Annotated in this window: 19 protein-coding genes and 1 riboswitch; of the genes, 5 read left to right on the top strand and 14 right to left on the bottom strand. The window is 71.4% G+C overall.

What is annotated here, in order from left to right; all coding sequences use genetic code 11:
- The first annotated feature begins 60 nt into the window (after window positions 1–60).
- Window positions 61–2,130, top strand: coding sequence for an MDR family MFS transporter (locus tag ABZ906_RS16395; RefSeq protein ID WP_361382515.1), 2,070 nt, complete (start codon window positions 61–63; stop codon window positions 2,128–2,130).
- A gap of 54 nt (window positions 2,131–2,184) precedes the next feature.
- Here ABZ906_RS16395 and ABZ906_RS16390 read toward each other — a convergent pair whose 3' ends face one another.
- The 3 genes from ABZ906_RS16390 to ABZ906_RS16380 form a co-directional block, all read right to left on the bottom strand.
- Window positions 2,185–2,733 (bottom strand): GNAT family N-acetyltransferase, encoded by a 549-nt coding sequence (locus tag ABZ906_RS16390; RefSeq protein WP_361382512.1) that lies wholly within the window; start codon window positions 2,731–2,733, stop codon window positions 2,185–2,187.
- A gap of 5 nt (window positions 2,734–2,738) precedes the next feature.
- Window positions 2,739–3,377 carry a LysE family translocator gene (locus ABZ906_RS16385; RefSeq protein ID WP_361382510.1) on the bottom strand — a complete coding sequence of 213 codons (639 nt, stop codon included), beginning with the start codon at window positions 3,375–3,377 and terminating at the stop codon, window positions 2,739–2,741.
- Window positions 3,378–3,490: 113 nt separating this feature from the next.
- Window positions 3,491–3,820, bottom strand: a complete 330-nt coding sequence (locus tag ABZ906_RS16380; protein WP_361189614.1) for an antibiotic biosynthesis monooxygenase — start codon at window positions 3,818–3,820, stop codon at window positions 3,491–3,493.
- A 299-nt stretch (window positions 3,821–4,119) separates the two neighbouring features.
- Here ABZ906_RS16380 and ABZ906_RS16375 point away from each other — a divergent pair, with 299 nt between their 5' ends.
- Entirely contained in the window at window positions 4,120–4,512 is a 393-nt protein-coding gene (locus tag ABZ906_RS16375; RefSeq protein ID WP_361189616.1) for a hypothetical protein, read from the top strand.
- A 78-nt stretch (window positions 4,513–4,590) separates the two neighbouring features.
- Here ABZ906_RS16375 and ABZ906_RS16370 read toward each other — a convergent pair whose 3' ends face one another.
- Window positions 4,591–5,259, bottom strand: coding sequence for an O-methyltransferase (locus ABZ906_RS16370; protein ID WP_361382507.1), 669 nt, complete (start codon window positions 5,257–5,259; stop codon window positions 4,591–4,593).
- A gap of 153 nt (window positions 5,260–5,412) precedes the next feature.
- On the opposite strand from ABZ906_RS16370, the gene ABZ906_RS16365 reads away from it, so the two are divergent.
- On the top strand, window positions 5,413–6,525 hold the full coding sequence (locus ABZ906_RS16365) for a serpin family protein (RefSeq protein ID WP_361382504.1): 1,113 nt from the start codon (window positions 5,413–5,415) through the stop codon (window positions 6,523–6,525).
- A gap of 105 nt (window positions 6,526–6,630) precedes the next feature.
- On the opposite strand, the gene proP is transcribed toward ABZ906_RS16365, so the two are convergent.
- Window positions 6,631–8,046 (bottom strand): glycine betaine/L-proline transporter ProP, encoded by a 1,416-nt coding sequence (proP, locus tag ABZ906_RS16360; RefSeq protein WP_361382502.1) that lies wholly within the window; start codon window positions 8,044–8,046, stop codon window positions 6,631–6,633.
- A 495-nt stretch (window positions 8,047–8,541) separates the two neighbouring features.
- On the opposite strand from proP, the gene ABZ906_RS16355 reads away from it, so the two are divergent.
- Window positions 8,542–10,662 carry a bifunctional glycosyltransferase 87/phosphatase PAP2 family protein gene (locus ABZ906_RS16355; protein WP_361382499.1) on the top strand — a complete coding sequence of 707 codons (2,121 nt, stop codon included), beginning with the start codon at window positions 8,542–8,544 and terminating at the stop codon, window positions 10,660–10,662.
- Here ABZ906_RS16355 and ABZ906_RS16350 read toward each other — a convergent pair.
- On the bottom strand, window positions 10,616–12,238 hold the full coding sequence (locus ABZ906_RS16350) for a hypothetical protein (protein WP_361382496.1): 1,623 nt from the start codon (window positions 12,236–12,238) through the stop codon (window positions 10,616–10,618). The genes ABZ906_RS16355 and ABZ906_RS16350 overlap by 47 nt on opposite strands.
- A 191-nt stretch (window positions 12,239–12,429) precedes the next feature.
- Window positions 12,430–13,674: a cytochrome P450 gene (locus tag ABZ906_RS16345; RefSeq protein WP_361382493.1), complete on the bottom strand. Its 1,245-nt coding sequence runs from the start codon at window positions 13,672–13,674 to the stop codon at window positions 12,430–12,432.
- A 290-nt stretch (window positions 13,675–13,964) separates the two neighbouring features.
- Between ABZ906_RS16345 and ABZ906_RS16340 the strand changes: the two genes are divergently transcribed.
- A complete protein-coding gene (locus tag ABZ906_RS16340) occupies window positions 13,965–15,134 on the top strand; it encodes a steroid 3-ketoacyl-CoA thiolase (RefSeq protein ID WP_361189636.1) in 1,170 nt (389 codons plus the stop codon).
- An 86-nt stretch (window positions 15,135–15,220) separates the two neighbouring features.
- Here ABZ906_RS16340 and ABZ906_RS16335 read toward each other — a convergent pair whose 3' ends face one another.
- The 7 genes from ABZ906_RS16335 to ABZ906_RS16305 form a co-directional block, all read right to left on the bottom strand.
- Entirely contained in the window at window positions 15,221–15,676 is a 456-nt protein-coding gene (locus ABZ906_RS16335; RefSeq protein ID WP_361382490.1) for a transglycosylase SLT domain-containing protein, read from the bottom strand.
- Window positions 15,677–16,019: 343 nt separating this feature from the next.
- Window positions 16,020–16,865: an ECF transporter S component gene (locus tag ABZ906_RS16330; protein WP_361382487.1), complete on the bottom strand. Its 846-nt coding sequence runs from the start codon at window positions 16,863–16,865 to the stop codon at window positions 16,020–16,022.
- The gene (locus ABZ906_RS16325) at window positions 16,862–18,538 is read right to left on the bottom strand and encodes an ATP-binding cassette domain-containing protein (RefSeq protein ID WP_361382484.1); all 1,677 of its coding nucleotides are present in this window, start codon (window positions 18,536–18,538) and stop codon (window positions 16,862–16,864) included. Before ABZ906_RS16325 ends, ABZ906_RS16330 begins: the two co-directional genes overlap by 4 nt.
- Window positions 18,535–19,704, bottom strand: a complete 1,170-nt coding sequence (locus ABZ906_RS16320; protein ID WP_361382481.1) for an energy-coupling factor transporter transmembrane component T — start codon at window positions 19,702–19,704, stop codon at window positions 18,535–18,537. Before ABZ906_RS16320 ends, ABZ906_RS16325 begins: the two co-directional genes overlap by 4 nt.
- An 8-nt stretch (window positions 19,705–19,712) precedes the next feature.
- Complete coding sequence (locus tag ABZ906_RS16315) at window positions 19,713–20,387, bottom strand: SCO2322 family protein (protein WP_361382478.1); 675 nt, start codon at window positions 20,385–20,387, stop codon at window positions 19,713–19,715.
- Entirely contained in the window at window positions 20,384–21,604 is a 1,221-nt protein-coding gene (locus ABZ906_RS16310; RefSeq protein ID WP_361382475.1) for a prenyltransferase/squalene oxidase repeat-containing protein, read from the bottom strand. Before ABZ906_RS16310 ends, ABZ906_RS16315 begins: the two co-directional genes overlap by 4 nt.
- Before the next feature lie 125 nt (window positions 21,605–21,729).
- A riboswitch (cobalamin riboswitch) is annotated at window positions 21,730–21,864 on the bottom strand.
- A 100-nt stretch (window positions 21,865–21,964) separates the two neighbouring features.
- Window positions 21,965–23,014 (bottom strand): MBL fold metallo-hydrolase, encoded by a 1,050-nt coding sequence (locus ABZ906_RS16305; protein WP_361189654.1) that lies wholly within the window; start codon window positions 23,012–23,014, stop codon window positions 21,965–21,967.
- Between the last annotated feature and the right edge of the window lie 49 nt (window positions 23,015–23,063).

Raw genomic sequence — 23,063 nt, 5'->3', positions numbered from 1 at the left:
GACCAGGATGGAGGGAGAGGTTCCCGCAGCTCGCGCAGGCGCCTCAGGAGGTGTGTGTCCATGACACAGGACGTCAGCACCCGCTCCGTGGAACCGGAGCCGGACCCCGTCCCCCGGCCGCAGGACGGACACGCGCACGGCGGTGTACTGGTCTCCATCGGCGCGCTGCTGCTCGGCATGCTGCTCGCCGCCCTCGACCAGACCATCGTCTCCACCGCGCTGCCCACCATCGTCAGCGAACTCGGCGGCATGGAGCACCTGTCCTGGGTCGTCACCGCGTATCTGCTCGCCGCGACGGCCGCGACGCCGCTCTGGGGCAAGCTCGGCGACCAGTACGGCCGCAAGAAGCTGTTCCAGCTGGCCATCGTGATCTTCCTGATCAGCTCGGCCCTGTGCGGCATGGCGCAGAACATGCCGCAGCTCATCGGCTTCCGCGCGCTGCAAGGCGTCGGCGGCGGCGGTCTGATGGTCCTGTCCATGGCGATCGTCGGCGACATCGTCCCGCCCCGCGAACGAGGCAAGTACCAGGGCCTGTTCGGCGCGGTCTTCGGCGCCACCAGTGTCCTGGGACCGCTGCTCGGCGGCCTGTTCACCGAGCACCTCAGCTGGCGCTGGGTCTTCTACGTCAACCTGCCCATCGGCGTCGTCGCGCTCGTCGTCATCGCCGCCGCCCTGCACATCCCGGTGCGCTCCACGAAGCACACCATCGACTACCTCGGCACCTTCCTGATCGCGGCCGTCGCCACCTGCCTCGTCCTCGTCGCCTCGCTCGGCGGCACCACATGGGACTGGGCATCGCCGCAGATCATCGGCCTCGCGGTGCTCGGCGTCGTACTCGCCGCCGCCTTCGTCGCCATCGAGCGCAGGGCCGCCGAACCGGTCATTCCGCTGAAGCTCTTCCGGGTCAGGACGTTCACCCTCTCCGCGATCATCAGCTTCGTGGTCGGCTTCGCGATGTTCGGCGCGATGACCTATCTGCCGACGTTCCTCCAGGTCGTCCAGGGCGTCTCGCCGACGATGTCGGGCGTGCACATGCTGCCGATGGTCATCGGCATGCTGATCGCGTCGACCGGGTCCGGCCAGATCGTCAGCCGTACGGGCCGCTGGAAGGTGTTCCCGATCGCGGGCACCGGCGTCACCGCGCTCGGCCTGCTCCTGCTCCACCAGCTCAGCGAGCAGAGCAGCACGGCCGAGATGAGCGCCTACTTCTTCGTCTTCGGCTTCGGGCTCGGCCTGGTCATGCAGGTCCTCGTGCTCATCGTGCAGAACGCCGTCCCGTACGGGGACCTGGGCGTCGCCACCTCCGGCGCGACGTTCTTCCGCTCCATCGGCGCCTCGTTCGGGGTCGCCATCTTCGGCACGATCTTCGCCAACCGGCTCGTCACCAAGCTCTCCGACGCCGTCGCGGGCCAGGCGCTGCCGCCCGGCGTCAGCGCGGACTCCCTCAAGGCCGACCCGCGCGGCATCGCCGAACTCCCCGCGTCCCTGCGCCCCGGCGTCCTGCACGCCTACGCCTCGTCCATCACGGACGTCTTCCTCTACGCGGTGCCCGCGGCCCTGGTCGCCTTCGTCCTCGCCTGGTTCCTGCGCGAGGACAAGCTGCGGCGCTCGGTCACGGCGCCCGACACCACGCAGACCCTCGCGAGCAACCCCGTCGAGCGCTCGTCGCACGACGAGGTGGCGCGCGCCCTTTCGGCGCTCGGCACACGGGAGGGCCGCCGCGAGATCTACGTGCGCATCACGGAGCGCGCGGGCCTCGACCTGCTGCCCGCCGCCAGCTGGCTGCTGCTGCGCATCAGCCGCCACGGCCACGTCGAACCGGCGGCGCTCGCCGACCGCAGCACCGTGCCGCTGTCCGTGATCACGGCGGCGTCCCGGCAGGTCGAGGAGCGCCGCCTGGCCCGCCGCGAGGGCATGGCCCTGACCCTGACCGACGAGGGGCGGACGGCGGTGGCGGCCCTGTCCAAGGCCCGCGAGCAGTCCCTCGCGGAACTGCTCGGCGACTGGTGGGGCCCCGACCGGCCCACCGACCTGGTCAAGCTCGTCGAGGAACTCGGCGCCGAGATGTGCGGCTCGGACGGCGAACGGCCGCACGAAGGCAGGCCGGTGCAGCGTGGCCTCGCGGCTTGAGCGGCGGGCTTCGAAAGGCAGGCTTGAGCGGCGGGGCGGGCTTGGGAGGCGGCCTCAACCGGCCGCCGGGACCAGCTTCTTGACGTACCAGCACTCGGCGTACATCCGCTCGGTGAGCGGCTCGCTCTCCTCGTAGCCGTGCCGTGCGTAGAGCGCCCTGGCCTCGACCAGGTCGAGGCGCGTGTCGAGGACGATCTGCTCCGCGCCGAGCGCGCGGGCCGCGTCCTCGGCGGCGGCCAGGAGGAGCGCGGCGCCGCCCCTGCCGCGCATCTCCTCGCGGAGGAAGACGCGCTTGAGCTCGGCGGTACGGACGCCCTTCACGTCGTCCAGGAGCCGCACCCCCGCCGTCCCCGCGGGCTCGCCGCCATACCGGGCGACGAGGAGTGTGCCGGCGGGCGGGCGGAGGTCGTCGCCCGTCTCGGCCGCGATCTCGCGCTCCAGCTCCTCGGGTGCGGTCCTGCGCCGCTCATGGAGGAGGTAGTACCGGTCGCTGACCTCCGTGTAGTACGTGCGCCACAGCGCGGCGGCGTCGGGCGAGCCGACCGCCTCCGGGGCCACGGTCCAGGAAACGGAGCCTTCGGTACGGGTATCGGTGCGGTGCACGGCGTTCACTCCTTGCGTCCCGTCGCGGCGACACTCACGCCGAGACCGATCATGGTGAGGCCGCCGACCCCGCCGATCATCGAAAGCCGCCGCGGCGAGTGCGCGAACCAGCCGCGCGCGGTGGCCGCGGCCAGACCCCACACGCTGTCGGACGCCACGGCGATGGCGTTGAAGACGAGACCGAGCACCAGCATCTGCAACCAGACGTGCCCCTGCTCGCGGTCGACGAACTGCGGCAGCACGGCGGCGAAGAAGACGATGGTCTTGGGGTTCGCCACGCCGACCGCGAACCCTTCCCACAACGTACGCAGACCGCTGTGCGCGGGTCCCTCACCGGTGAACGCGGCATGCAGCGCCTTGCGTTGGCGCACCGCCTTGATCCCCAGATACACGAGGTAGGCGGCGCCGAGCAGCTTGAGTGCCGTGAAGACGGCCACCGAGCGCTCCACGACGGACCCGACCCCGAACGCGACGGCCACGACGAGCACGTACGCGCCAATCGTGTTCCCCGCCACCGTGGTCAGCGCGGCACGGCGCCCCTGGGCCAGCGCCCGCCCGACCACGAACAGGACGCTGGGCCCGGGGATCACGATCAGCAGGAAGGACATCGCCGCGAAGGCGAGTATCCGGTCTGTGGACATCATGAGCCCCATCGCACCACGAGGGAGCGGCGCACCGGTATCGGTTTTCCCGGCCGCCGCCGACCGCCGCCGACCGCTCCTGGCTGCTCCCGGCCGCTGCCGGTCGCTTCTCGCCGCTACTGGCCCTTGGGCGCGGCCTGCGTCACGACCTCGAAGGACCACACCGCGGCGCTGGTCGACGCGGGCTTGGGCCGCTCCCCGCCGGCCGCGCCGCCGCCCTGGTGGGCCGACTTCATGGGGCCCTCCATCCACGCCTTGAAGGACTCCTCGTCACGCCACCGCGTGTAGACGAGGTAGTCGTCGGTGCCCTCGATGGGGCGCAGGAGCTCGAACCACTCGAAGCCGTCCGAGTTCTCCACGGCGCCGGCGCGGGACGCGAAGCGCTTCTCCAGGACCTCTCGCTGCTCGGCCGGCACGGTCAGGACGTTGATTTTCACGATGCTCATCCGCCCATCCTCGCGCATGCCCCCGACGCGCTCGGTCGCGCATGCCTCCGACGCGCTCAGCAGGGCGATCTTGACGTTCAGTCCGTCACCAGTTGCCGGGCCGCCCGCTCGGAGGGGGCGTCGGGGAGTCCACGACTCGAAGTTGACTCCAGGTGGCTTCCGTTCGGTCATGGGTTCATTGTTCCAAGGGCCCGTGCTTTCGCGCGAGGGGCGACTTAGGATGCGGCGGCGCGGTGCGGAGCGCTTGTAAGCGTGCTCCGGGGGTTCGCGTCCGGTTCGTCGAGAGTGGGGGGACGCACGTGCTGGAGTTGACCATGGCTTCGTTGGCCGGGGCCGATGAGGGGGCGACCGCGGGCATGCTCATGGCCGACGCGCCGAGCGCGCCGGGTGCCGTGTTGCGGGTGGGGCGCGATCGCGGGGTGTGCCGTCTGGTGCCGCCGGAGGACTGGCTGTTCGTGTCGCGTACGCATCTGGAGTTCCGCTGCGGGGCCGACGGGGCCTGGACGGTGACCTGGCTGCGCGGCTCGCATCCCGAGCCCGCCTCACAGGTCCGCCTGACGGTGAGCGGGGTGGCGTCACCCCTGGAGTACGGGGGGACGGCGCCGCTGCCGAGGGGCGGGTCCGGTGACGTCGTCATCCAGGACAGGTCCGGGCCGCGCAGCGTGAACGTCGGCTTCTATCACGAGTATTGATACGAGGGTCGATACGAGGGGCGGGGGCGAGGTCGGCAGGGCAGGGGTTGCGGCTGCCGGCGCGGTCGGTTCGGGGGCTCAGTCCAGTACGCGGGCCAGGGCCAGGCCGTCGTAGCCCTTCGTGCCCACCGTCTGCAGCGCCGTGCCGGTCAGCTTCGGGTGCCGGGCGATGAGGTCGAGCGCCTCGCGCGTGCCCTGCACGCCGGGGTCGGTGCTGTCGGCGTCGGCCACCGCGCCGCTCCGCACGACGTTGTCGATGACGATGAGGCTGCCGGGGCGCGTGAGCTTGAGCGACCACTCCACGTAATGCGGGTTGTTGGCCTTGTCCGCGTCGATGAAGACCAGGTCGAAGGGGGCCGCGTCCTCGGCCACGAGCCCGGCGAGCGAGTCGAGGGCCGGGCCCGTCCGGATCTCGGTGAGCTTGTCGAGGCCGGCGCGGGCGAGGTTGCCGCGGGCCACGTCGGCGTGGACCGGTGAGTACTCCAGGGTGATCAGGCGGCCGTCCGCGGGCAGGGCGCGGGCCAGCCAGATCGTGCTGTAGCCGCCGAGCGTGCCGATTTCGAGGATGCGGTGCGCGCCCTGGATCTGGGCCAGGAGCTGGAGCAGCTTGCCCTGGTTCGGCGCGACGCTGATCTGCGGCAGTCCGGCGGCGTCGCTGTCGTGCAGGGCCGCGGTCAGTGCCTCGTCGCCGGGGGCGAGCAGGTCGGTGAAGTACGTGTCCACCGCGGTCCATTGCTGCTGGGTCATGAGGGCCCGGGCCTTTCCGGTGTTCGACTTTGCGTTTTCATTAGGTTCGCTAACGATGTTAATGCGGTGGGGGTCGATTGTCAGTGGGGACTCGCATACTGAAGTCGTCGAGCTGTAGTGGCGGGGCGTGTGCAGTGAGCTGCGGGGGTTGAGATGACGTACGGGACCGAGCAGATGTTGCCGGCGGGGGCGATCAGGGGGCTCGCCGACCGATGGCTGCCGCTGATGGCCGGGGGCCGCGAGGGCGAGGGCGGGGCCGCGGGGGACTTCGTGTGCTCGCCCGCCGGGCTGTGGCTCGCGCTGGCCGCGGTCGCGGTGGGCGCGCGGGAGGAAACCGCCGGGGAGCTGCGGGAGTTGCTCGGCGTGGCGGGGGAGGACGCCGCCGGTGCGGTCACGGCCGCCGCGGGGGCACTGGCCGGGACGGACGCGGTGGCCGTCGCCACCGGGGTGTGGAGCCGGGTTCCGGTGTACCGCGCCTTTCGCGAGGCGCTGCCGGAGGTGGGGTTCGGGCCGATGGACCCGGGCGGAATCGACGCTTGGGTGCGGGAGGCCACGGGCGGGTCGATCGAGCGGCTGCCCGTGGTCATCACGCCGGATGTGCTGCTGGTGCTGGTCAACGCGCTGGCTCTCAAGGCGCGTTGGGAGATCCCCTTCGAGGGTGGTGGCACGCGCGACCAGGACTTCACGGACGCGCTCGGCGTGCGGCACCGGGTGCCCACCATGCACCGGCCCGTTCCGCTGAACTGCGCGTGGACGGTGGGCGGGGCGAGCGTCGTCGAGCTGAAGTGCCGGGCGGAGGGCGGGCGGGCGCCTGCGCGGGTGCGGTTCGTGCTCGGCGAGCCGGGGGCGGGGGCCGCGGAGGTGCTGCCGCTCGCCTGGGCTCCGGAGGGGCGGTGGACCGGGATCGACGCCGAGCAGATCAATATGGCGGTGCCGCGGATGTCCTTGCGGACGCGGGTCGACGCCTCGGAGCAGTTGGGTGCGCTGGGGGTGCGGTGGGCCTTCTCCGAGGGGGCCGACTTCTCCGGGATGTCGCCGGAGAGGCTTGCGATATCACAGGTGGTGCAGGAGGCGGTGGTGAAGGTCGCGGAGGAGGGGGTTGAGGCGGCGGCGGTTACGGCCGTGCCTATGGCGCCGGGCAGTGCGTATGTTCCTCGGCGGATCGAGTGGCTTGCCTTCAACCGGCCCTTTGGGGTTGTGGTGCTCGACGGGGCGGGGGAGGTGCCCTTGTTCACTGCTTGGCAGGCGGGGGTGCCGGTGGGGTAGGGGCGGGATTTTTCCCCGACCCCGCCCCTTCCCGAGAACCTGCTGGCGCAGGGGCCTTGGCTTTGACCTCGGTGGCCGTCATCACCGGCTTCGCCGAGTTCGTCCTCAAGCGCCGGACGGGCTGGAACTGCTTGCCTCCACCGCCGGCAGCGACCCCGGCAGTGGGCGGCCCGCGCTCTCCCTCATGAACCACACCGCTACTCCGCCCACCACGGCCGCCGCCATCATGTAGTACGCGGGCATCATCATGTTTCCCGTCGCGCCGATCAGTGCCGTGACGACCAGTGGGGTCGTGCCTCCGAAGACGGAGACGGAGATGTTGAAGCCGATGGAGAGCGAGCCGTAGCGGACCTTCGTGGGGAACAGGGCCGGGAGCGTCGACGGCATCGAGGCCGTGAAGCAGACCAGGAGCAGGCCAAGCGCCGCCATGCCGAGGCCGATCGCCCAGAGCGAGCCCTGGCGGATCAGGAGCAGGGCGGGGACCGAGAGGAGCAGGAAGCCCGCGCAGCCCGCGGCGATCACCGGGCGGCGGCCCACGCGGTCGGTCAGCGCGCCCGCGAACGGCTGGACGCACATCATCAGCGCCATCACGGCGAGCACGACCAGAAGCCCGTGCGTCTCGTCGTACTTCAGCTCGCTCGTCAGATAGCTCGGCATGTACGAGAGCAGCATGTAGTCGGTGACGTTGAAGACCAGGACCAGGCCCATGCACAGGAGCAGCGACTTCCACTGGCCCGTGACCATCTCGCGCAGGCGCACCTTCGGGCGGGACTGCTCGTTCTTGTGGGCCTTGGTGAGCTCCGCCGCGAACGCGGGGGTCTCCTCCAGCTTCATGCGCAGGTACAGGCCGATCAGACCCATCGGGCCCGCGATCAGGAAGGGGATGCGCCAGCCCCAGGAGAGCAGGTCCTCCGTGGAGAGGAGGGCCGTCATCAGGGTCACCAGGCCCGCGCCGCCGATGTAGCCGGCGAGCGTGCCGAACTCCAGCCAGCTGCCGAGGAAGCCCCGCTTCTTGTCGGGGGAGTACTCGGCGATGAAGGTGGAGGCGCCCGCGTACTCGCCGCCCGTCGAGAAGCCCTGCACCAGGCGGGCGATCAGCAGGAGGATCGGGGCGCCCACGCCGATGGACGCGTAGGAGGGGATGAGGCCGATCGCGAAGGTGCCCGCCGCCATCATGATCATGGTGAGCGCGAGGATCTTCTGACGGCCGATGCGGTCGCCGAGCGGGCCGAAGACCATGCCGCCCAGCGGGCGGATCAGGAAGGCCGCGGCGAAGGCGCCGAAGGTGGAGAGAAGCTGGGCGGTCGGGTTGCCCGACGGGAAGAAGACCTTGCCGAGCGTCACGGCGATATAGCTGTAGACGCCGAAGTCGAACCACTCCATCGCATTGCCGAGCGCGGCCGCCTTCACCGCCCGCTTGACCATCGCCGGGTCGACGACGGTGACGTCCGGCGAGGTGGGCGCGGACGGAGGGGCCTGGGTCTGCGGCGCTACGGGTGCGACGGGTGCGGCTGCCGGCAAGGGTTCGCTCGCCTGCCTCTCGGTTGACGACAAGGACAGAGCCGCCCAGCGGGGGGCGGCTCGAAAACGACCATAGGTGTAGACAGCACCATTACGTTGGGTGCCCGGATGGCCGCACACCGTTCGGAATGTGCCGCTATCCAGGGCGAATGGTTCCGGTTGTGAAGGCGGCGACAAGACGCCTTTGTGATCTATGTCGCCCTTCGCCCAAGGAACCGCATCGCACGGCCGGCAGGCGTCTCATGGAGGGGAAGTGGGCACTCGGTGGAGATCCGGCGGTCCACTCGGACGAATCAGTCAGTTGGGAAGTCTGCGCAAAAGCCGGTAGAAATCGGTGGTGGCCGACAGGTGAAATGGGGGTTGCTTGCGTCTCACCAGAGGGCGCGAGCCTCTCGGAGCCGACTGCCGGTCCCGGGTGCCGGAGGTGAACTCTCGGCGCGGGCCGGACGTTGGGCCGAGCAGAGATGAAGATCGGGGCGGGAGGGCCGACGACGCGTGGCGAATGTTGAGCACGGAGGACCGGGAAATGCCTTCGGGAGTCCACCGAATGCGCGGATCGGGGCGGTCCGTGCCGCCCTCTGGCTGATCGCCGCCGTACTGGCGCTGCGGCAGCTGATCGTCGTCCTGCGTACACCGGAAGGGGACCGGCTCACCGATCTGGAGACCTGGATCGGCCCCGACGGAGTCCTCCATGTGAACGGCTCCTTCTACGACACCGACAAGTTCACCGGCACCCCCTTCGCCGGACTCGTGCTCAAGCCGTTCTCCCGCGCCGCCGAACAGGCGCTCGGCTGGGGCTGGACGTTCGGCACGCTGACCCTGGTCGTCGTCCTCGGCCTGGTGGCCGCCCGCGCCCTGCCGCAGCCCGTGTCCCGGCGCACCTCACTGCTCGCCGCGCCCGTCGCGATCTGCCTCCTGATGCTGTCGCTCCCGGTGCGCAACACCCTGTACCTCGGCCAGACCAGCATCATCCCCGTCCTGCTCGTGCTGCTCGGCTGCTTCGCGGTCCGCGGGGAACGCGCCGGCGGCATCCTCATCGGCATCGGAGCCGCGCTCCAGCCCACCGTGCTGCTCTTCGCCGCGCTGTTCTGGTTCACCGGCCGCAGACGCGCATCCCTCTCCACCGGCGCCACCTTCCTCGCCTGCACCGCGCTCGCCTGGGCCGCGATGCCGCACGACTCCTGGACGTACTGGATCCACCACCTGGCGGGCGCGGGCCTCGGCGCGAACCCGGGCGGCCTCGCCAACCAGTCGCTGCACGGCGCGCTGCTCGGGCTCGGCCTCGAAGGACCGCTGGAGATCGGCCTCTTCGTCGCCCTCGGCGTGGCCGTCGTCGGGCTCGGCTTGCGCCGCGCCGTGCGGTACGCCAAGGACGGGCAGCTCCTGCTCGCCGTCGCCATCACCGGCTGCGTCGCGGTCGCGGTGTCCCCGACGACCTGGCAGCACCAGCTCCTGTGGGTGCTGCTCGCGGTGGTCGGCCGGGTCGGCAAGAAGCAGTCCGACCGGTACATGTGGCCGGTGGCCGTCGTCCTCGTGTCGACGCTGCCCGCGAAGATGATGCTGCCGAACATGCCCGTCGTGGAGCCCATCCGCGACAACATCGTGCTGATCGCCGCCCTCGCCGCGGCCACCGTCGTGCCGTTCCTGTCCCGCTCGGCCCCGACGTACCAAACCCCCGTCCCCACCGACTACGCGCGGCCCGCGCCCGCGCGCTGGAGCTGGGTGCCGCTGCTCCCGTTCTGGCGCCGTGTCACCACCCGGCCGAACCTCCTGCTCGAACTGCTCCTGATCCGCGTCGGCTACTCCGCCTACCAGCAGGCGCGGCTCGCCGCGACGGGCGGCACCAACTCCGGCGGACGGGCCACCGCCGAGCGGCACGGCGAGCAGATCCACTCGATCGAGCAGTTCCTGCACATCGACATCGAGCACTGGATCAACCACGCGGTGGTGAAGGTCGGCTGGCTGGAGGAGTTCTTCAACTTCTACTACACGTCGTTCCACTTCGTGGTGCCGCTGACCGTCCTCGGCGTGCTCTACGCCCGGCGCCCCGCCGACTACCGCTGGGCACGCTCCGCGCTCGGCTTCGCGACGATCCTCGCGCTTGTCGGCTTCTGGCTCTACCCGCTCGCCCCGCCGCGCCTCATGCCCGACCTGGGCTTCATCGACACGGTCCACGGCGTGCAGGACTTCACCAAGCCGGAGTACGGCACGCTGACCGCGCTCACCAACCAGTACGCGGCGATGCCCTCGCTGCACTTCGGCTGGTCGCTGTGGTGCGGTGTGGTGATCGTGGCCCTCGCCCCGAAGTGGTGGATGAAGGCGCTCGGCCTGCTGCACCCGCTGTTCACGGTCTCCGCGATCGTCGCCACCGGAAACCACTGGATCCTGGACGCGGTGGGCGGCGCGGCCGTGGTCGGCGCGGGCTTCGGCCTCGGCTACCTCCTGGCAGGGCCCCGCGTCGGCAGGACCCTGAAGGTGGCATCAGGAGCGGAACCGGCCACAGGAGCGGAACCGGCCACAGGAGCGGAACCGGCCACGGGAGCAGCGCCCGCCACCGGAGCGAAGCCGGTCATCGACATGTCGAAGGACCCGGCGAGGGACCGTACCCCGAGCTGATCTTGTACGTTCCCGGTGCGGAGGCCGTGAGCCGGGTGAAGTCGCCGTGCTTCTTCAGGCAGGCGCCCTCCGCCCGGAGCCACGGCGAGTACACCAGGCGCAGCGTCACCGGCTCGCGGGTGGGGACGCGGACCACCATGGTCGACCCGGTGGAGCGGACGACGGACGCGGGCTTCGACACCATCGGCACCGCGTCCTTCACCCGGAACACCCGCCAATGGGCGTCCCGCCACACCGGCTCCAGCCACTCGGGCCCGCCGGCGACAAGGGCGGCCTCGTCCTCGGCGAACCCGTCCGGCTTGCCCGAGGGAAGCACCACATAGCCGACCGCCCACTTGTCCAGCCAGGCCCGGTAGGTGGCGGCCGAGAAGGTCCCGTCGTAGAAGAGACGGCCACGCTCGATGTCGAGCTGCCGGTTCCAGCCGCGCGCCATGTTCACGTACGGGGCAAGGGCCGTCGCTTCTCGGTGATTGCGGGCCGGGACCACCTCCACGCGCCCCCGGTCGGCGCCGAGCCGCTCCAGCTCCTCCACCACGCCCCGCGTGTCGGCTGCCCACTCCGGCACGGTCGTCGACACCGTCAGATCGTCCGCGGTCTTCTGCCCCACCCAGGCCGAGGAGAGGACGAGCGCGACGATGAGCACGGTGCGGCGCGCGCGGGTCAGCGCGGGGATCAGGAGCGCCCCGAGCAGCGCGGTGGGCGCGAGCAGCTCGGCCAGACGCTCCACGTTCGTGCCGATCGGGGAGGGGATGAGATAGGTGAGGACCGTCCCCGCCGCGTACACCCCGGCCCCCCAGCGGAGCACCCGCCACTCGCGCGGCGCCGCCACGATCAGCGCGAGGCTGAACAGGACGGGCGGGAAGATCCGGTCGAACGGCATCAACTGTTCGCCGTTGAAGGGGAAGAGCACGGTCGTCGCCCCCACGACCACCACCGGCGGTACGACGAGAGCCGCGGCCCGCCCCCAGTCCCGTACGAGGAAGTAGGCGGCGCCCGCCACCACGAGGAAGAGGCCCGCCACCGGGCTGGACATGGTGGCCAGGGCCGCGCACACCACGGCCGCCCCGATACGCCGCTCCCGCACGAGCACCAGGCACGCGGCGAACCCGAAGGCGATGCCGAGCGCGAACGTGGTGCGCCCCGACGCGACGTTGCACCACACGGCGAGGGAGGCGAGCACGGCGGGCCACAGCGGCCGCCGCATCCCGGTGCGCTCGACGAGGGCCGCGACCAGCCAGGCACCGGCGACACCCGACACCACGGTCACCGTCTTCACGCCCAGGGCCGCCATCAAGTAGGGCGAGATCAGGCTGTAGTTGGCGGTGTGCATGCCGCCGTACCAGAACAGGCCGTACGCGGACGCCCCGTGCTCGGACGCGAAGCGCGCCCAGGCCTCCTGCGCCGCGAGATCGCCGCCGCCGGTGGCGAGGAACGCCGCCCACACCGCGTACAGCGGCAGGGTGGGCAGCGTGGCGATGAGCGGGATCCGGTGGCGTCGGCAGAAGGCGCGGAGGGAGGTCTTCCGGTCCGACGGCGCGCTGCCCGATGGTGCGAGGGGGAGACCTGCGGAGACCACGGCAACCGTTTCCGTTCGAAGTCTTGGAGAGGCAACGTTTACTTCTCAAGACGCGTTACGCAACGGAAACGTTGGCTCGGGACCACACCTGGCCGGATATGCCACCTGGATGGCGGCCAAGTGCGGTCGGGAGCCGGGGAGGGCAGGGGCGGGGCGTAGGGATGAATGGCCGCTGCCTCCCCGGCAGCAGGTCAGCCCGTGCTGACCTGCAGTTCTTTGACGCCGTTCAGCCAGGCCGAGCGGAGCCTGCGCGGGTCGGAGACCAACCGCAGATCGGGCAGGGCGTCCGCGATCGCGTTGAAGATGAGGTTGATCTCCAGGACCGCGAGCGACTTGCCGAGGCAGAAGTGCGGGCCGCCGCCGCCGAATCCCAGGTGCGGGTTCGGGTCGCGGGTGATGTCGAACTTATGGGGCTCGTCGAAGACTTCGGGGTCGTTGTTGGCCGACGAGTAGAAGATCCCGACGCGGTCGCCCTTCTTGATCGTCACGTCTCCGAGCTCGGTGTCCTGCGTCGCGGTGCGCTGGAAGGAGACGACCGGGGTCGCCCAGCGCACGATCTCCTCGGCGGTGGTCTGGGGGCGCTCGCGCTTGAAGAGCTCCCACTGCTCGGGGTGGGTGAGGAAGGCGTGCATGCCGTGGGTGATGGCGTTACGGGTCGTCTCGTTGCCGGCCACGGCGAGCAGGATGACGAAGAAGCCGAACTCGTCCGAGGAGAGGTTTCCTTCGTCCTCGGCGGCCACCAGCTGGCTGACGATGTCCTTGGCCGGGCACTCCTTGCGAGCGGCGGCGAGGTTCATCGCGTACGAGACGATCTCCATGGCCGCCTCGGCGCCGACCTCCTCGGTGATCGCGTACTCCGGGTCGTCGTAGGCGGCCATCTTGTTGGACCAGTCGAAGATCTTCGTCCGGTCGTCCTGCGGGACGCCGATGAGCTCGGCGATGGCCTGGAGGGGAAGTTCGACGGCGACGTTCGTGACGAAGTCGAAGGAGCCGTCGGCGGCGGCGTTCGCCAGGGCCGTCTCGACGATGGAGCCCGCGCGGTCGCGCAGGGCGTCTTCGAGCGACCGTATGGCGCGGGGGGTGAAGCCGCGCTGCACGATCTGGCGGACCCGGGTGTGCTCGGGCGGGTCCATGTTGAGCATGATCATCTTCTGGACCTCGATCTGGTCCCGGCTGATCGTCTCGTTGAAGCGGATGATGGCGGTGTTGAGGTTCGAGGAGAACAACTCGGGGTGCGTGGAGACGTACTTGACGTCCGCGTGCCGCGTGACGGCCCAGTATCCCGCGTCGTCGAATCCCGAGATGCGCGGCGGCTGGGCGATCCAGCGGACCGGTTCCGCCTGCCGCAGCTCGGCGAACTCCGGGAGCGGTACGCGCTCTTGGAGCAGGTCGGGATCGGTGAAGTCGAACCCGTCGGGCAGCGCTGGACAGGGCATCGGCAACTCCAGGAGTTCAGTTCCGGGTCTTGAGTCGTCTACTGGTGCGGTGCTGGGGCGCGTTGTAGTTCTGACGGGCCATCAGGAGATGTCCGCAAGGTAGTAACGGGTTCTACAAGTGGCAAGGCCCGTGACGGGCCCGCTTTCGTGCAGGTACTGCGCAAGGTGCGTGCAAGCCCCTTGCGGTGCCGGGCTCCGGCTCAGCAGACTGCATGCAGAACTAGAACGCGTACTAGTTCTCTTCGGGGGTGCCGGGACATCCCCGAGGGATGTGGATGGAGAGGACGCCCATGGCCGCGGAACCTGTCATCGTCGAAGCCGTACGCACCCCCATAGGTAAGCGCGGCGGCGCGCTCGCCAATCTCCACCCCGCCTATCTGCTCGGCGAGACCTACCGGGAACTCCTCGGCCGTACGGGCATCCACGCCGACTGCGTCGAGCAGATCGTCGGCGGCACCGTGACCCACGCCGGGGAGCAGTCCATGAATCCGGCGCGCACGGCCTGGCTCACGATGGGCCTTCCGTACGAGACCGCGGCCACCACCGTGGACTGTCAGTGCGGCTCGTCCCAGCAGGCGAGCCACATGGTCGCGAACATGGTCGCCGCCGGTGTCATCGACGTGGGCATCAGCTGCGGTGTCGAGGCGATGTCACGGGTTCCGCTGGGCTCGGGCTCCAAGCACGGTCCCGGCAAGCCGTTCCCCGAGGAGTGGAACGTCGACCTGCCCAACCAGTTCGAGGCGGCCGAACGTATCGCCCGCAACCGTGGCCTCACCAGGGAGAACGTCGACTCGCTCGGCCTCATCTCGCAGGAGCGGGCCAACACCGCCTGGGCCGAGGAGCGCTTCAAACGCGAGACGTTCGCCGTCCAGGTCCCCACCACCGAGGAGGAGCAGGCCGCAGGGCAGGGCATGTGGCGGCTCGTCGACCGGGACGAGGGGCTGCGGGACACGACGATGGAGGGCCTTGAGCGCCTCAAACCGGTGATGCCGACCGCCGTGCACACCGCAGGCAACTCCTCGCAGATCTCCGACGGCGCGGCGGCGATCATGTGGGCGTCGAAGCGGATGGCGCGGGCGCTCAAGCTGAAGCCGCGCGCGCGGATCGTCGCGCAGGCGCTCGTGGGGGCCGATCCGCACTTCCATCTGGACGGGCCGATCGACGCGACGCGGGCGGTCCTCGGCAAGGCGGGGATGTCCCTGAAGGACATCGACCTCGTGGAGATCAACGAAGCCTTCGCCTCGGTGGTCCTGAGCTGGGCGCAGGTCTTCGAGCAGGACCTGGAGAAGGTGAACGTGAACGGCGGCGCGATCGCCATCGGCCACCCGGTCGGCGCGACCGGGGCCCGCCTCATCACCACCGCCCTGCATGAACTGGAGCGCCGCGACAAGGAGTTCGCGCTGATCACGATGTGCGCGGGCGGGGCGGTGGCCACGGGGACGATCATTCAGCGGCTGTAGGCCGCGGGCTTTCTCACGTACGACGAGAGCGGCCACCCCCTGTCCGGGGGTGGCCGCTCTCGGGTGCTGCAGGCAGTTCCGGCGGCTCAGTACGAGCCGTTGGCCTGCCAGTGGTTCCACGCGCCGACGGGGCTGCCGTAGCGGTCGTTCATGTAGTCGAGGCCCCACTTGATCTGGGTCTCGGGGTTGGTCTTCCAGTCCGAGCCCGCCGAAGCCATCTTCGAGGCGGGCAGCGCCTGGACCAGGCCGTAGGCGCCGGAGGAGGAGTTCGTGGCGGTGGCGTTCCAGCCGCTCTCGTGCTCCACGATCTTGCTGAACGCCTTGTACTGCGCGGGGTCCGGGATCATCTTCTTCGCGATCGCCTTCGCCGAGGTGGGCGCCGCGGCGTGGGCGGCGGCAGGAGCCGCGGCCTTCGCCTCGGACGGGGCGGCGGCCTGGGCCGCGCCCGCGCTGAACACCATGCCGGTCGTGGCGACGGCCACGGCGGCACCGGTGAGGGCCTTCTTCGGGGTGGCGATGCGGCGGATGAGCGTGGCGGACAAAGCGTGACCTTCCGTGGGGGACATGGTGTCGCGGGCCTGCCGTGGGCCACGGGGGTGTGGCTCGGGGGCTGCGTCGGCGCCGGTGTTCGATCTTGTGGCGCTGTGCGACTCGATCCAGAGAAGCAGGGCTGTTACGCCTCCGCAATGCCCCCTTTTACTAGTGGATGTCGCATCAAGGCGAAAAGTCCTTCATGTGATCTGGCTCTCAATCCCCAGGTCAGAGCCAATATTGACGCGTACGCGCCAAGACGGATGATCTACGGCCCTCCTTCGTAGAGGACCTAAGTCCTGTGGGCCGCCTCACCTCGAAGGCAGCTCCATGTAACGGAGAGCGGGCGGCTGCCTACGCCTTGGGCCCCTCGAATGTGACCTGCGCCTCGAAGGCGGCCCGGCGCGTGGCCCGGCGCAACGCCTTCAGTACGGCGGGCCCGAGGGCCAGGCTCAGCAGGACGGTGACCACGGCGCGGGGCAGGTCCCAGCCCAGCGAGGTCGCCAGGCAGTACGCGATGAAGCGGCCCAGGTTCTCGGCGACCGGATCACCGGGCACGAAGGAGACGCCGGTCGCCAGGCCGCCGAGGTAGGGCCAGCCCTGCAGATTCATGACGGTGCCGTACAGGACGGACGAGACCGCTCCGTAGGCGGCGAGCAGCCACAGCTCGCGCCGGCCGCGAAGGGTGTCGGCGCCCGGAAGCAGCCCCGCGCCCATGCAGACCCACCCCATGGACAGCATCTGGAACGGCATCCACGGGCCGACGCCCCCGGTGAGCAGCGCCGAGGCGAACATGGACACGGCACCCAGCACGAACCCGAAGCCCGGCCCGAGCACCCGCCCGCTGAGCACCATGAGGAAGAACATCGGCTCGATCCCGGCCGTCCCCGCACCCAGCGGCCGCAGCGCCGCCCCGGCGGCGGCGAGCACCCCGAGCATCGCGATGGCCTTCGCGTCGAGCCCGACATCGGCGATGGTTGCCACGACGACGGCGAGCAGCAGCGGCAGCAGGGCCGCGAACAGCCAGGGCGCGTCACCGGCGTGTGCGCTCAGCCCCGAGTCCCCGCCCGCGATGAGCGGCCACCCGAAGGCCACGACGCCGACCGCGCTGACGAGCGCGAGGGCGCCGACGGAGCGCGGGCCCAGGCGGATGGGGCGGGCCTGGCGGGTGGCGGCGGGGCGGGGTACGGCGGGGCTCACGCGGCATCGCCCCCGGCCTCCAGCGCCTCCCGTACCTCCGTGACCGTCAGCCACTTCTGCGGGGCGAGGATCTTGGTGGTCTGCGGGGCGAAGGACGGGGACGAGACGACGATCTCCGGGGTGGGACCGTCCGCGACGATCTCGCCGTCGGCGAGGATCGCCACCCGGTGGGCCAGTTCCGCCGCTAGTTCCACGTCGTGCGTGGCCAGGACGATCGCATGGCCCTCGGCGGCAAGTCCGCGCAGGAGCGTGACCAGGCGGGCCTTGGCCGCGTAGTCGAGGCCGCGGGTCGGCTCGTCCAGGAGGAGAAGAGGAGGGCGGGCCGTCAGGACGACCGCGAGGGCCAGGGTGAGGCGCTGGCCCTCCGAGAGGTCACGGGGGTGGGTGTCGTCCGTGATGCCGGGGAGCAGCTCCGACACAAGCGCGCGGCAGGTGCCGGGCTCCGCGGCCGCGTCGTGGTCGGCCGCCGCGCACTCGGCGGCCACCGTGTCCGCGTAGAGGAGGTCGCGCGGTTCCTGGGGGACCAGGCCCACATGGCGGATCAGCTCGCGCGGGCCCGTGCGGTGCGGAACCGCGCCGCCGACGCGGACCGAGCCCGCCGCCGGTTCGAGCAGGCCGACCAGTGTGGACAGGAGCGTGGACTTCCCGGCGCCGTTGCGGCCCATCAGGGCCACGGTCTCGCCCGCGCGGACGGTGAGGTCGACGCGGCGCAGGGCCTCCACGCGGCCCCGGCGGACGGCAAGCCCCGACACGCTCGCGGCGGCCGCCTCCGGGGATTCCGTCTTCGTACGTCTGCGCAGGACGGACCTGCGCGTCGCCGGAGGTGCCTCGCGCGGCTCGGTCACGGCGGGAGCCGGGCCGGTCAGCCGCTCCCGCAGCGCCCCCGCCCTGCGCCGGGCGTCCCGCACCGTCAGCGGCAGCGGCGACCAGCCCGCGAGGCGGCCCAGGCCCACCACCGGCGGGTAGACCGGAGAGACCGCCATCAGCGAGGCGGGGTCTCCGAGCACGGGCGCCTCGCCGGGCGCCGCCAGCAGCAGCACCTGGTCCGCGTACTGCACGACCCGCTCAAGGCGGTGCTCGGCCATCAGGACCGTCGTGCCCAGGTCGTGCACGAGCCGCTGGAGTACGGCGAGGACTTCCTCGGCGGCGGCCGGGTCGAGCGCCGACGTCGGTTCGTCGAGGACGAGGACCTCGGGGTGCGGTGTGAGCACCGAGCCGATCGCGACGCGCTGCTGCTGGCCGCCGGAGAGCGTGGCGATGGGGCGGTCGCGCAGATCGGCGAGGCCGAGGAGGTCCAGTGTCTCCTCGACCCGGCGGCGCATCACGTCGGGGGAGAGGCCCAGCGACTCCATGCCGTACGCGAGCTCGTCCTCGACCGTGTCCGTCACGAAGTGCGACAGCGGGTCCTGGCCCACCGTGCCGACGACGTCGGCGAGTTCACGCGGCTTGTGGGTACGGGTGTCGCGCCCCGCCACCGTCACCCGCCCCCGCAGGGTGCCCCCGGTGAAGTGCGGCACGAGCCCGCTCACCGTGCCGAGCAGCGTCGACTTGCCGACCCCGGAAGGCCCGACGAGGAGCACGAGCTCGCCCTCGGGCACGGCGAGATCGACCCCGCGCACGGTGGGCCCGGCGGCCCCTTCGTACGTCACGGAGACATCCTCGAAGCGGATCATGAGGGCTCCTCGGCACGCGGGGGGGAATGAACGGGGGCGGCACAATCGGCGGGCACCGGTGCCACGAAGGCGGGCAGCAGGCCGATGAGTACGGCGGCCGCGGGCCACAGCGGCAGCGTCGGCGCCGTCAGGGGAACGACACCGGGGTGCAGGGCGGACGCGTCGTACGAGGCGGCCCAGATCATCAGGCCCGCCACCGCGACCCCCGACCCGGCGACGAGCCAGGCACGCACGCCCCAGGGGTCGGGCCGGTAGCGGGTGCGCACGGAGCGCCGCCCGCCCAGGCGCAGTCCCGCGAGGGCCGCGAGCAGCCCGGCGGCAAGCACCGGCAGGCCGTAGCCCGTGCCGCCCGCGGTGAGCAGTCCGTACGTACCCGCGCAGACGCCCATCAGACCGCCGAGGGTCAGTACCGCGGTCGCCCTGCGCACCCCGGCGGGCACCGGCGCGCTGCGGCCGAAGCCGCGCGCGTCCATCGCGGCGGCCAGCGCGACCGACCGTTCGAGGGCGCCCTCGAGGACGGGCAGGCCGACCTGGAGCAGCCCCCGGATGCCCTTGTCCGCCCGCCCGCGAAGGCGCCGCGCGGCACGCAGACGCTGCACGTCCATGATCAGGTTCGGTGCGAACGTCATCGCCACGACGATGGCGACCCCCACCTCGTACAGCGCGCCCGGCAGCGACTTGAGCAGCCGGGCCGGACTCGCGAGGGCGTTGGCGGCGCCCACGCAGATGAGGAGCCCGGCGAGGCGCACCCCGTCGTAGAGCGCGAAGAGCAGCCCCTCGGCCGTCACCCGGCCGCCGATCCGCACGCCCTTCGCCCAGTCGGGCAACGGCACTTCGGGCAGCGTCACGACGACGTGCGAACCAGGAATGGGGGAGCCGAGCACGACGGCGAAGACGAGCCGGATCGCGATCACGACCAGACCCAGCTTCACGAAGGCGCCGTACGACCGCGCCCACGGGGCGGACGTCCTGCGGGCCGCGACGACATAGCCCGCGACCCCGATGAGCAGTCCGAGCAGCAGGGGATTGGTGGTGCGGGACGCCGCGACGCCGAGGCCGAGCGCCCATACCCACCAGGCGCCCGGGTGCAGCGCGTTGCTCCGGTGCGCTTCGGGGGCCAGGCGCCTGCGCAGCGCACCGGGAGCGGTGCTCGGGTGATCGTTCATGGCGCGGTTCAGCCGCGTCGGCGGCGTGCCTGCCAGAGGGCGGCCACGCCGAGCAGGGCGACGGCGGCGACGCCCGCGATCAGGCCGACGGAGGGGCCGCCGGAGCCGCCCTCCTTGTCGCCTGCCTCGCTCGCGGCCGACTTCTTCTTCTGGGGCTCTCCGTTGCCCGCGACCTGCTCGCCGCAGCCCGACTTCGGGTAGCCGGCGATGGCGCACAGCAGGGCGTTGCTGTCGTAGCGCAGCGGACCGGCGACCGCGGCGAGGGCGTCCGCGCTCGTCGCGTCGTCCGCGATCAGCGCGCAGGCGGTACGCCGCTGCTGCGGGGTCTCGCCGTCGGGGGCGTCAGCGGCCGTGCCGAAGTCGATGACTAGGGCGATCCGCTTGCGGTCGTCCTTGGCGGGGGTCTTGGCGCAGATCGTGTCGAAGTCGGCGGCGCCGCGCGGCTTCGCGGCGTCCTTGGAGTCCTCGGACACGGAGAACCGGAAGCCCTGCACGGACCCGTCGTCGGGGCGTGCGGTGCTCGGCCCCTGGCTCGCGTACGCCCACGAGGAGCCGTCCCGGTCCCAGAAGGACCAGTAGCGGTAACCGGCGGCCTGTGCGGGGGCGGCGGCGAGGACACCGAGCAGGGCGGCGACGAGCGCCCCGACCAGCAGGCGCCCGCACCGCGCGCGACCCCGCGTCACAGCTGCTGCTTCTTCTTGTTGCCGCTGTACAGGAAGCCGATGCCGATACCGGCGACCATGCCGACGCCGATGATCCACCAGATGCTGACGCCGCTGCCGTCGTCGTCGCTGTCCTTCTTCTCGTCGCCCTTCTCGGCAGCCTGCGGGGCGGGACCCTGCGCGTTGAGCTGCTTGACGAGGTCGGCGCCGCCGAAGTCACGCGGGTCCATGCCCGCGGCGTGGGCGGCGAAGATCAGCTGGGAGTAGGCGGCGGGGCCGGACTTCTCTGCCCACTGTGCGGAGTTCTTCGACAGCCACTCGGCCGACTTCTTCGCCTGCTCCGGCTGACCGGCCGCGGCGAGCGCGAGCACGGAGTCCGCGGTGTTGCCGAGGTCGGGCATGTTCTTGGCGCCGGGCAGCGAGGACATCAGGTGGTCGTCGCCCTCGGCGAGGGTCTTCAGGAGGTAGCCCGTGCCGTTCGACGCGGCCTGCTCGGCGGTCTTGGCCTTCTCGCACTTGGGGGCGGCGGCTTCCTTCTTCGCCTCGTCGACGACCAGACCCTTGCCGTGGCCGCCGAGGACACCGGCCGCCGTGGCGTCCGCGTTCGGCGAGAGCTTGCCGGTCTTGACGTCCGCGAGGCCGAAGGCGCCGCCGTCCTTGTCGCAGCTCATGGAGAGCGCGGGCAGCGCGTCGTACGCGGACTTGCCATCCTGCGACTTCACCGACTGCGGCTTCTGGCCCGCGGCGGTCAGGGCGCCGATGACGATGCCGGTGGAGTTGGCGTCGGAGTCCATGCCGGGGTTGTAGCCCCAGCCGCCGTCGCCGTTCTGCACCGACTTCAGCCAGTCGACGCTCTTCTTGACGGTCTTGTCCTGGCCCCCGAGCGCGCCGAGCGCCTGCACGGCGGCGGCGGTCGAGTTGCTGTCGACCATGGTCTTGGAGTCGCACGGCTCGCCCGCGTCGGCCCGGAACGCGGCGAAACCGCCGCTCGCGCACTGCTGCCCCGTCAGCCAGTCGACGGCCTTGGCGGCGGGCTTCACACCGGCCGAGTCCTGGGCGAGCAGGGCGTACGACTGCCGGAACACCCCGTCGAACTTGGGGTCGCTGTCGCCGTAGAGGCCGGAGGGCAGCTTGGCGGAGGGCGACGGGGACGCGGTGTCCGCGAAGGCGGCCGGGGCGGCGACCGAACCGAACACGGCGACGGCGGCCAGGACCGCTGCGCTGCGGCGAACGTTCATGATGCGGCGGGTGCCTCTCCCTGCGGGGAGCGGAGGCAGCACGGGCGCGTAGCTGGGCACGGGCACCGGGCGGCTCCGGCTCCGTATACCTCGACGGTGCCGGTCATCGGCGGTTCCGATGACGCGAGCCGGTCATGTTCCGTACCGGGCATTCCGGCTTACCGCGCGGGTGCGGCATACGGTTGCGGGTCAGCGCCGGATTCGCACCGGCTTCCCCCTGTACGGGCATGATGACGACGAGCCCACTCTACCGGCCCGTAGGGCAGCGGCCCGGGCTGCCCGCCCCCGCCCGAAGGCCGCACCGGCTCCCCGCGGAGGCCACACGGCCCGCCGCGGAGGTCGCACGGCCCGCCGTGAAGGTCACACCGCCCGGTACCGCACCGGATCGTTGCCCACCGCCTCCGCGCGGCCCAGCTTCACCAGGCGCCGTACGTGTGCCTCGGCCTCGGAGACGGCGATGTTGCGCGAGCCGTAGCGGATCTGGTCCCAGGGGCGGTTCCACTCCATCCGCTCGGCGAGTTGCCAGGGGGTGAGGGGTTCGGCGAGGAGGGCGAGCAGGTCGGTGAGGCGCTCCTCGTGGTGGGCCAGGATCTCCCGGACGCGGGCCGGGGCGTCCGTGAACGCGTACTGGTGGGCGGGCAGCACCTCGGCGGCGCCCAGGCGGCCGATGCGCTCCAGGGAGTCGATGTAGTCGCCCAGGGGGTCGGTGACCGTGTCGTCGTCGGGGTCCTCGTACAGGCCGATGTGCGGGGTGATGCCGGGGAGCAGATGGTCGCCGGAGAACAGCCGCCCGTGCCCGGGCAGCCGCGCCGGGTGCTCCTCCTCCAGGTGCAGGCAGACGTGGCCCGGCGTGTGGCCGGGGGTCCAGATCGCGCGGAGCCTGCGTCCCGGTAGTTCGAGCAGTTCGCCCGGCGTGATGTCGCGGTCGGGGAGCGCGGCGGCCAGGCCCGGCAGGCGGGGCGCGCGGCCCGCGTCACGTGCGGCGAGCAGCGGGGCCAGATGGTCGGCGGGGGCGCCCGCGGCCGTCAGCTTCTCCGCCATGTAGTCGAACCAGCGCGCGGGCGGCCCGGTCCGCGTGCGGCGTACGACCGACGCGTCCGCCTCGTGCATCGCGATCCACGCGCCCGATGCCTCGCGGACCTTGGCCGAGAGGCCGTGGTGGTCGGGGTGGTGGTGGGTGATGACGACGCCGTGCACCGCGTCGGCGGACGTGCCGCAGGCGGCGAGGCCGGTGGCGAGCGCGTCCCAGGACGTGGGGTCGTCCCAGCCCGTGTCGATGAGGACGGGGCCCGCGTCGGTGTCCAGGAGATGGACGAGGGTGAAGCCCAGGGGGTTGTCGGGGATCGGGACCTTGATGCTCCACACGCCCCCGCCGTGCTCGGTCACCTGCGGTTCGGTCACCTGCGTCATCGGGCGCCCTCTTCTTCTCTCGTCCGCAACTAGAACTAGTTCCAATGAT

Origin of the sequence: Streptomyces sp. NPDC046925, from assembly GCF_040644915.1 — a bacterium.
Lineage (GTDB): Bacteria > Actinomycetota > Actinomycetes > Streptomycetales > Streptomycetaceae > Streptomyces.
The sequence above is the reverse complement of the archived record's forward strand: the minus strand, read 5'-3'. Positions and strand labels throughout refer to the sequence as shown.

Bases quoted from the DNA above. Each gene is read 5' to 3' on its own strand.
- ABZ906_RS16395 (WP_361382515.1), top strand. From the start codon at position 61: ATGACACAGGACGTCAGCACCCGCTCCGTGGAACCGGAGCCGGACCCC.
- ABZ906_RS16385 (WP_361382510.1), bottom strand. From the start codon at position 3,377: ATGATGTCCACAGACCGGATACTCGCCTTCGCGGCGATGTCCTTCCTG.
- ABZ906_RS16380 (WP_361189614.1), bottom strand. From the start codon at position 3,820: ATGAGCATCGTGAAAATCAACGTCCTGACCGTGCCGGCCGAGCAGCGA.
- ABZ906_RS16370 (WP_361382507.1), bottom strand. From the start codon at position 5,259: ATGACCCAGCAGCAATGGACCGCGGTGGACACGTACTTCACCGACCTG.
- ABZ906_RS16365 (WP_361382504.1), top strand. From the start codon at position 5,413: ATGACGTACGGGACCGAGCAGATGTTGCCGGCGGGGGCGATCAGGGGG.
- ABZ906_RS16345 (WP_361382493.1), bottom strand. From the start codon at position 13,674: ATGCCCTGTCCAGCGCTGCCCGACGGGTTCGACTTCACCGATCCCGAC.
- ABZ906_RS16340 (WP_361189636.1), top strand. From the start codon at position 13,965: ATGGCCGCGGAACCTGTCATCGTCGAAGCCGTACGCACCCCCATAGGT.
- ABZ906_RS16325 (WP_361382484.1), bottom strand. From the start codon at position 18,538: ATGATCCGCTTCGAGGATGTCTCCGTGACGTACGAAGGGGCCGCCGGG.
- ABZ906_RS16320 (WP_361382481.1), bottom strand. From the start codon at position 19,704: ATGAACGATCACCCGAGCACCGCTCCCGGTGCGCTGCGCAGGCGCCTG.
- ABZ906_RS16310 (WP_361382475.1), bottom strand. From the start codon at position 21,604: ATGAACGTTCGCCGCAGCGCAGCGGTCCTGGCCGCCGTCGCCGTGTTC.
- ABZ906_RS16305 (WP_361189654.1), bottom strand. From the start codon at position 23,014: ATGACGCAGGTGACCGAACCGCAGGTGACCGAGCACGGCGGGGGCGTG.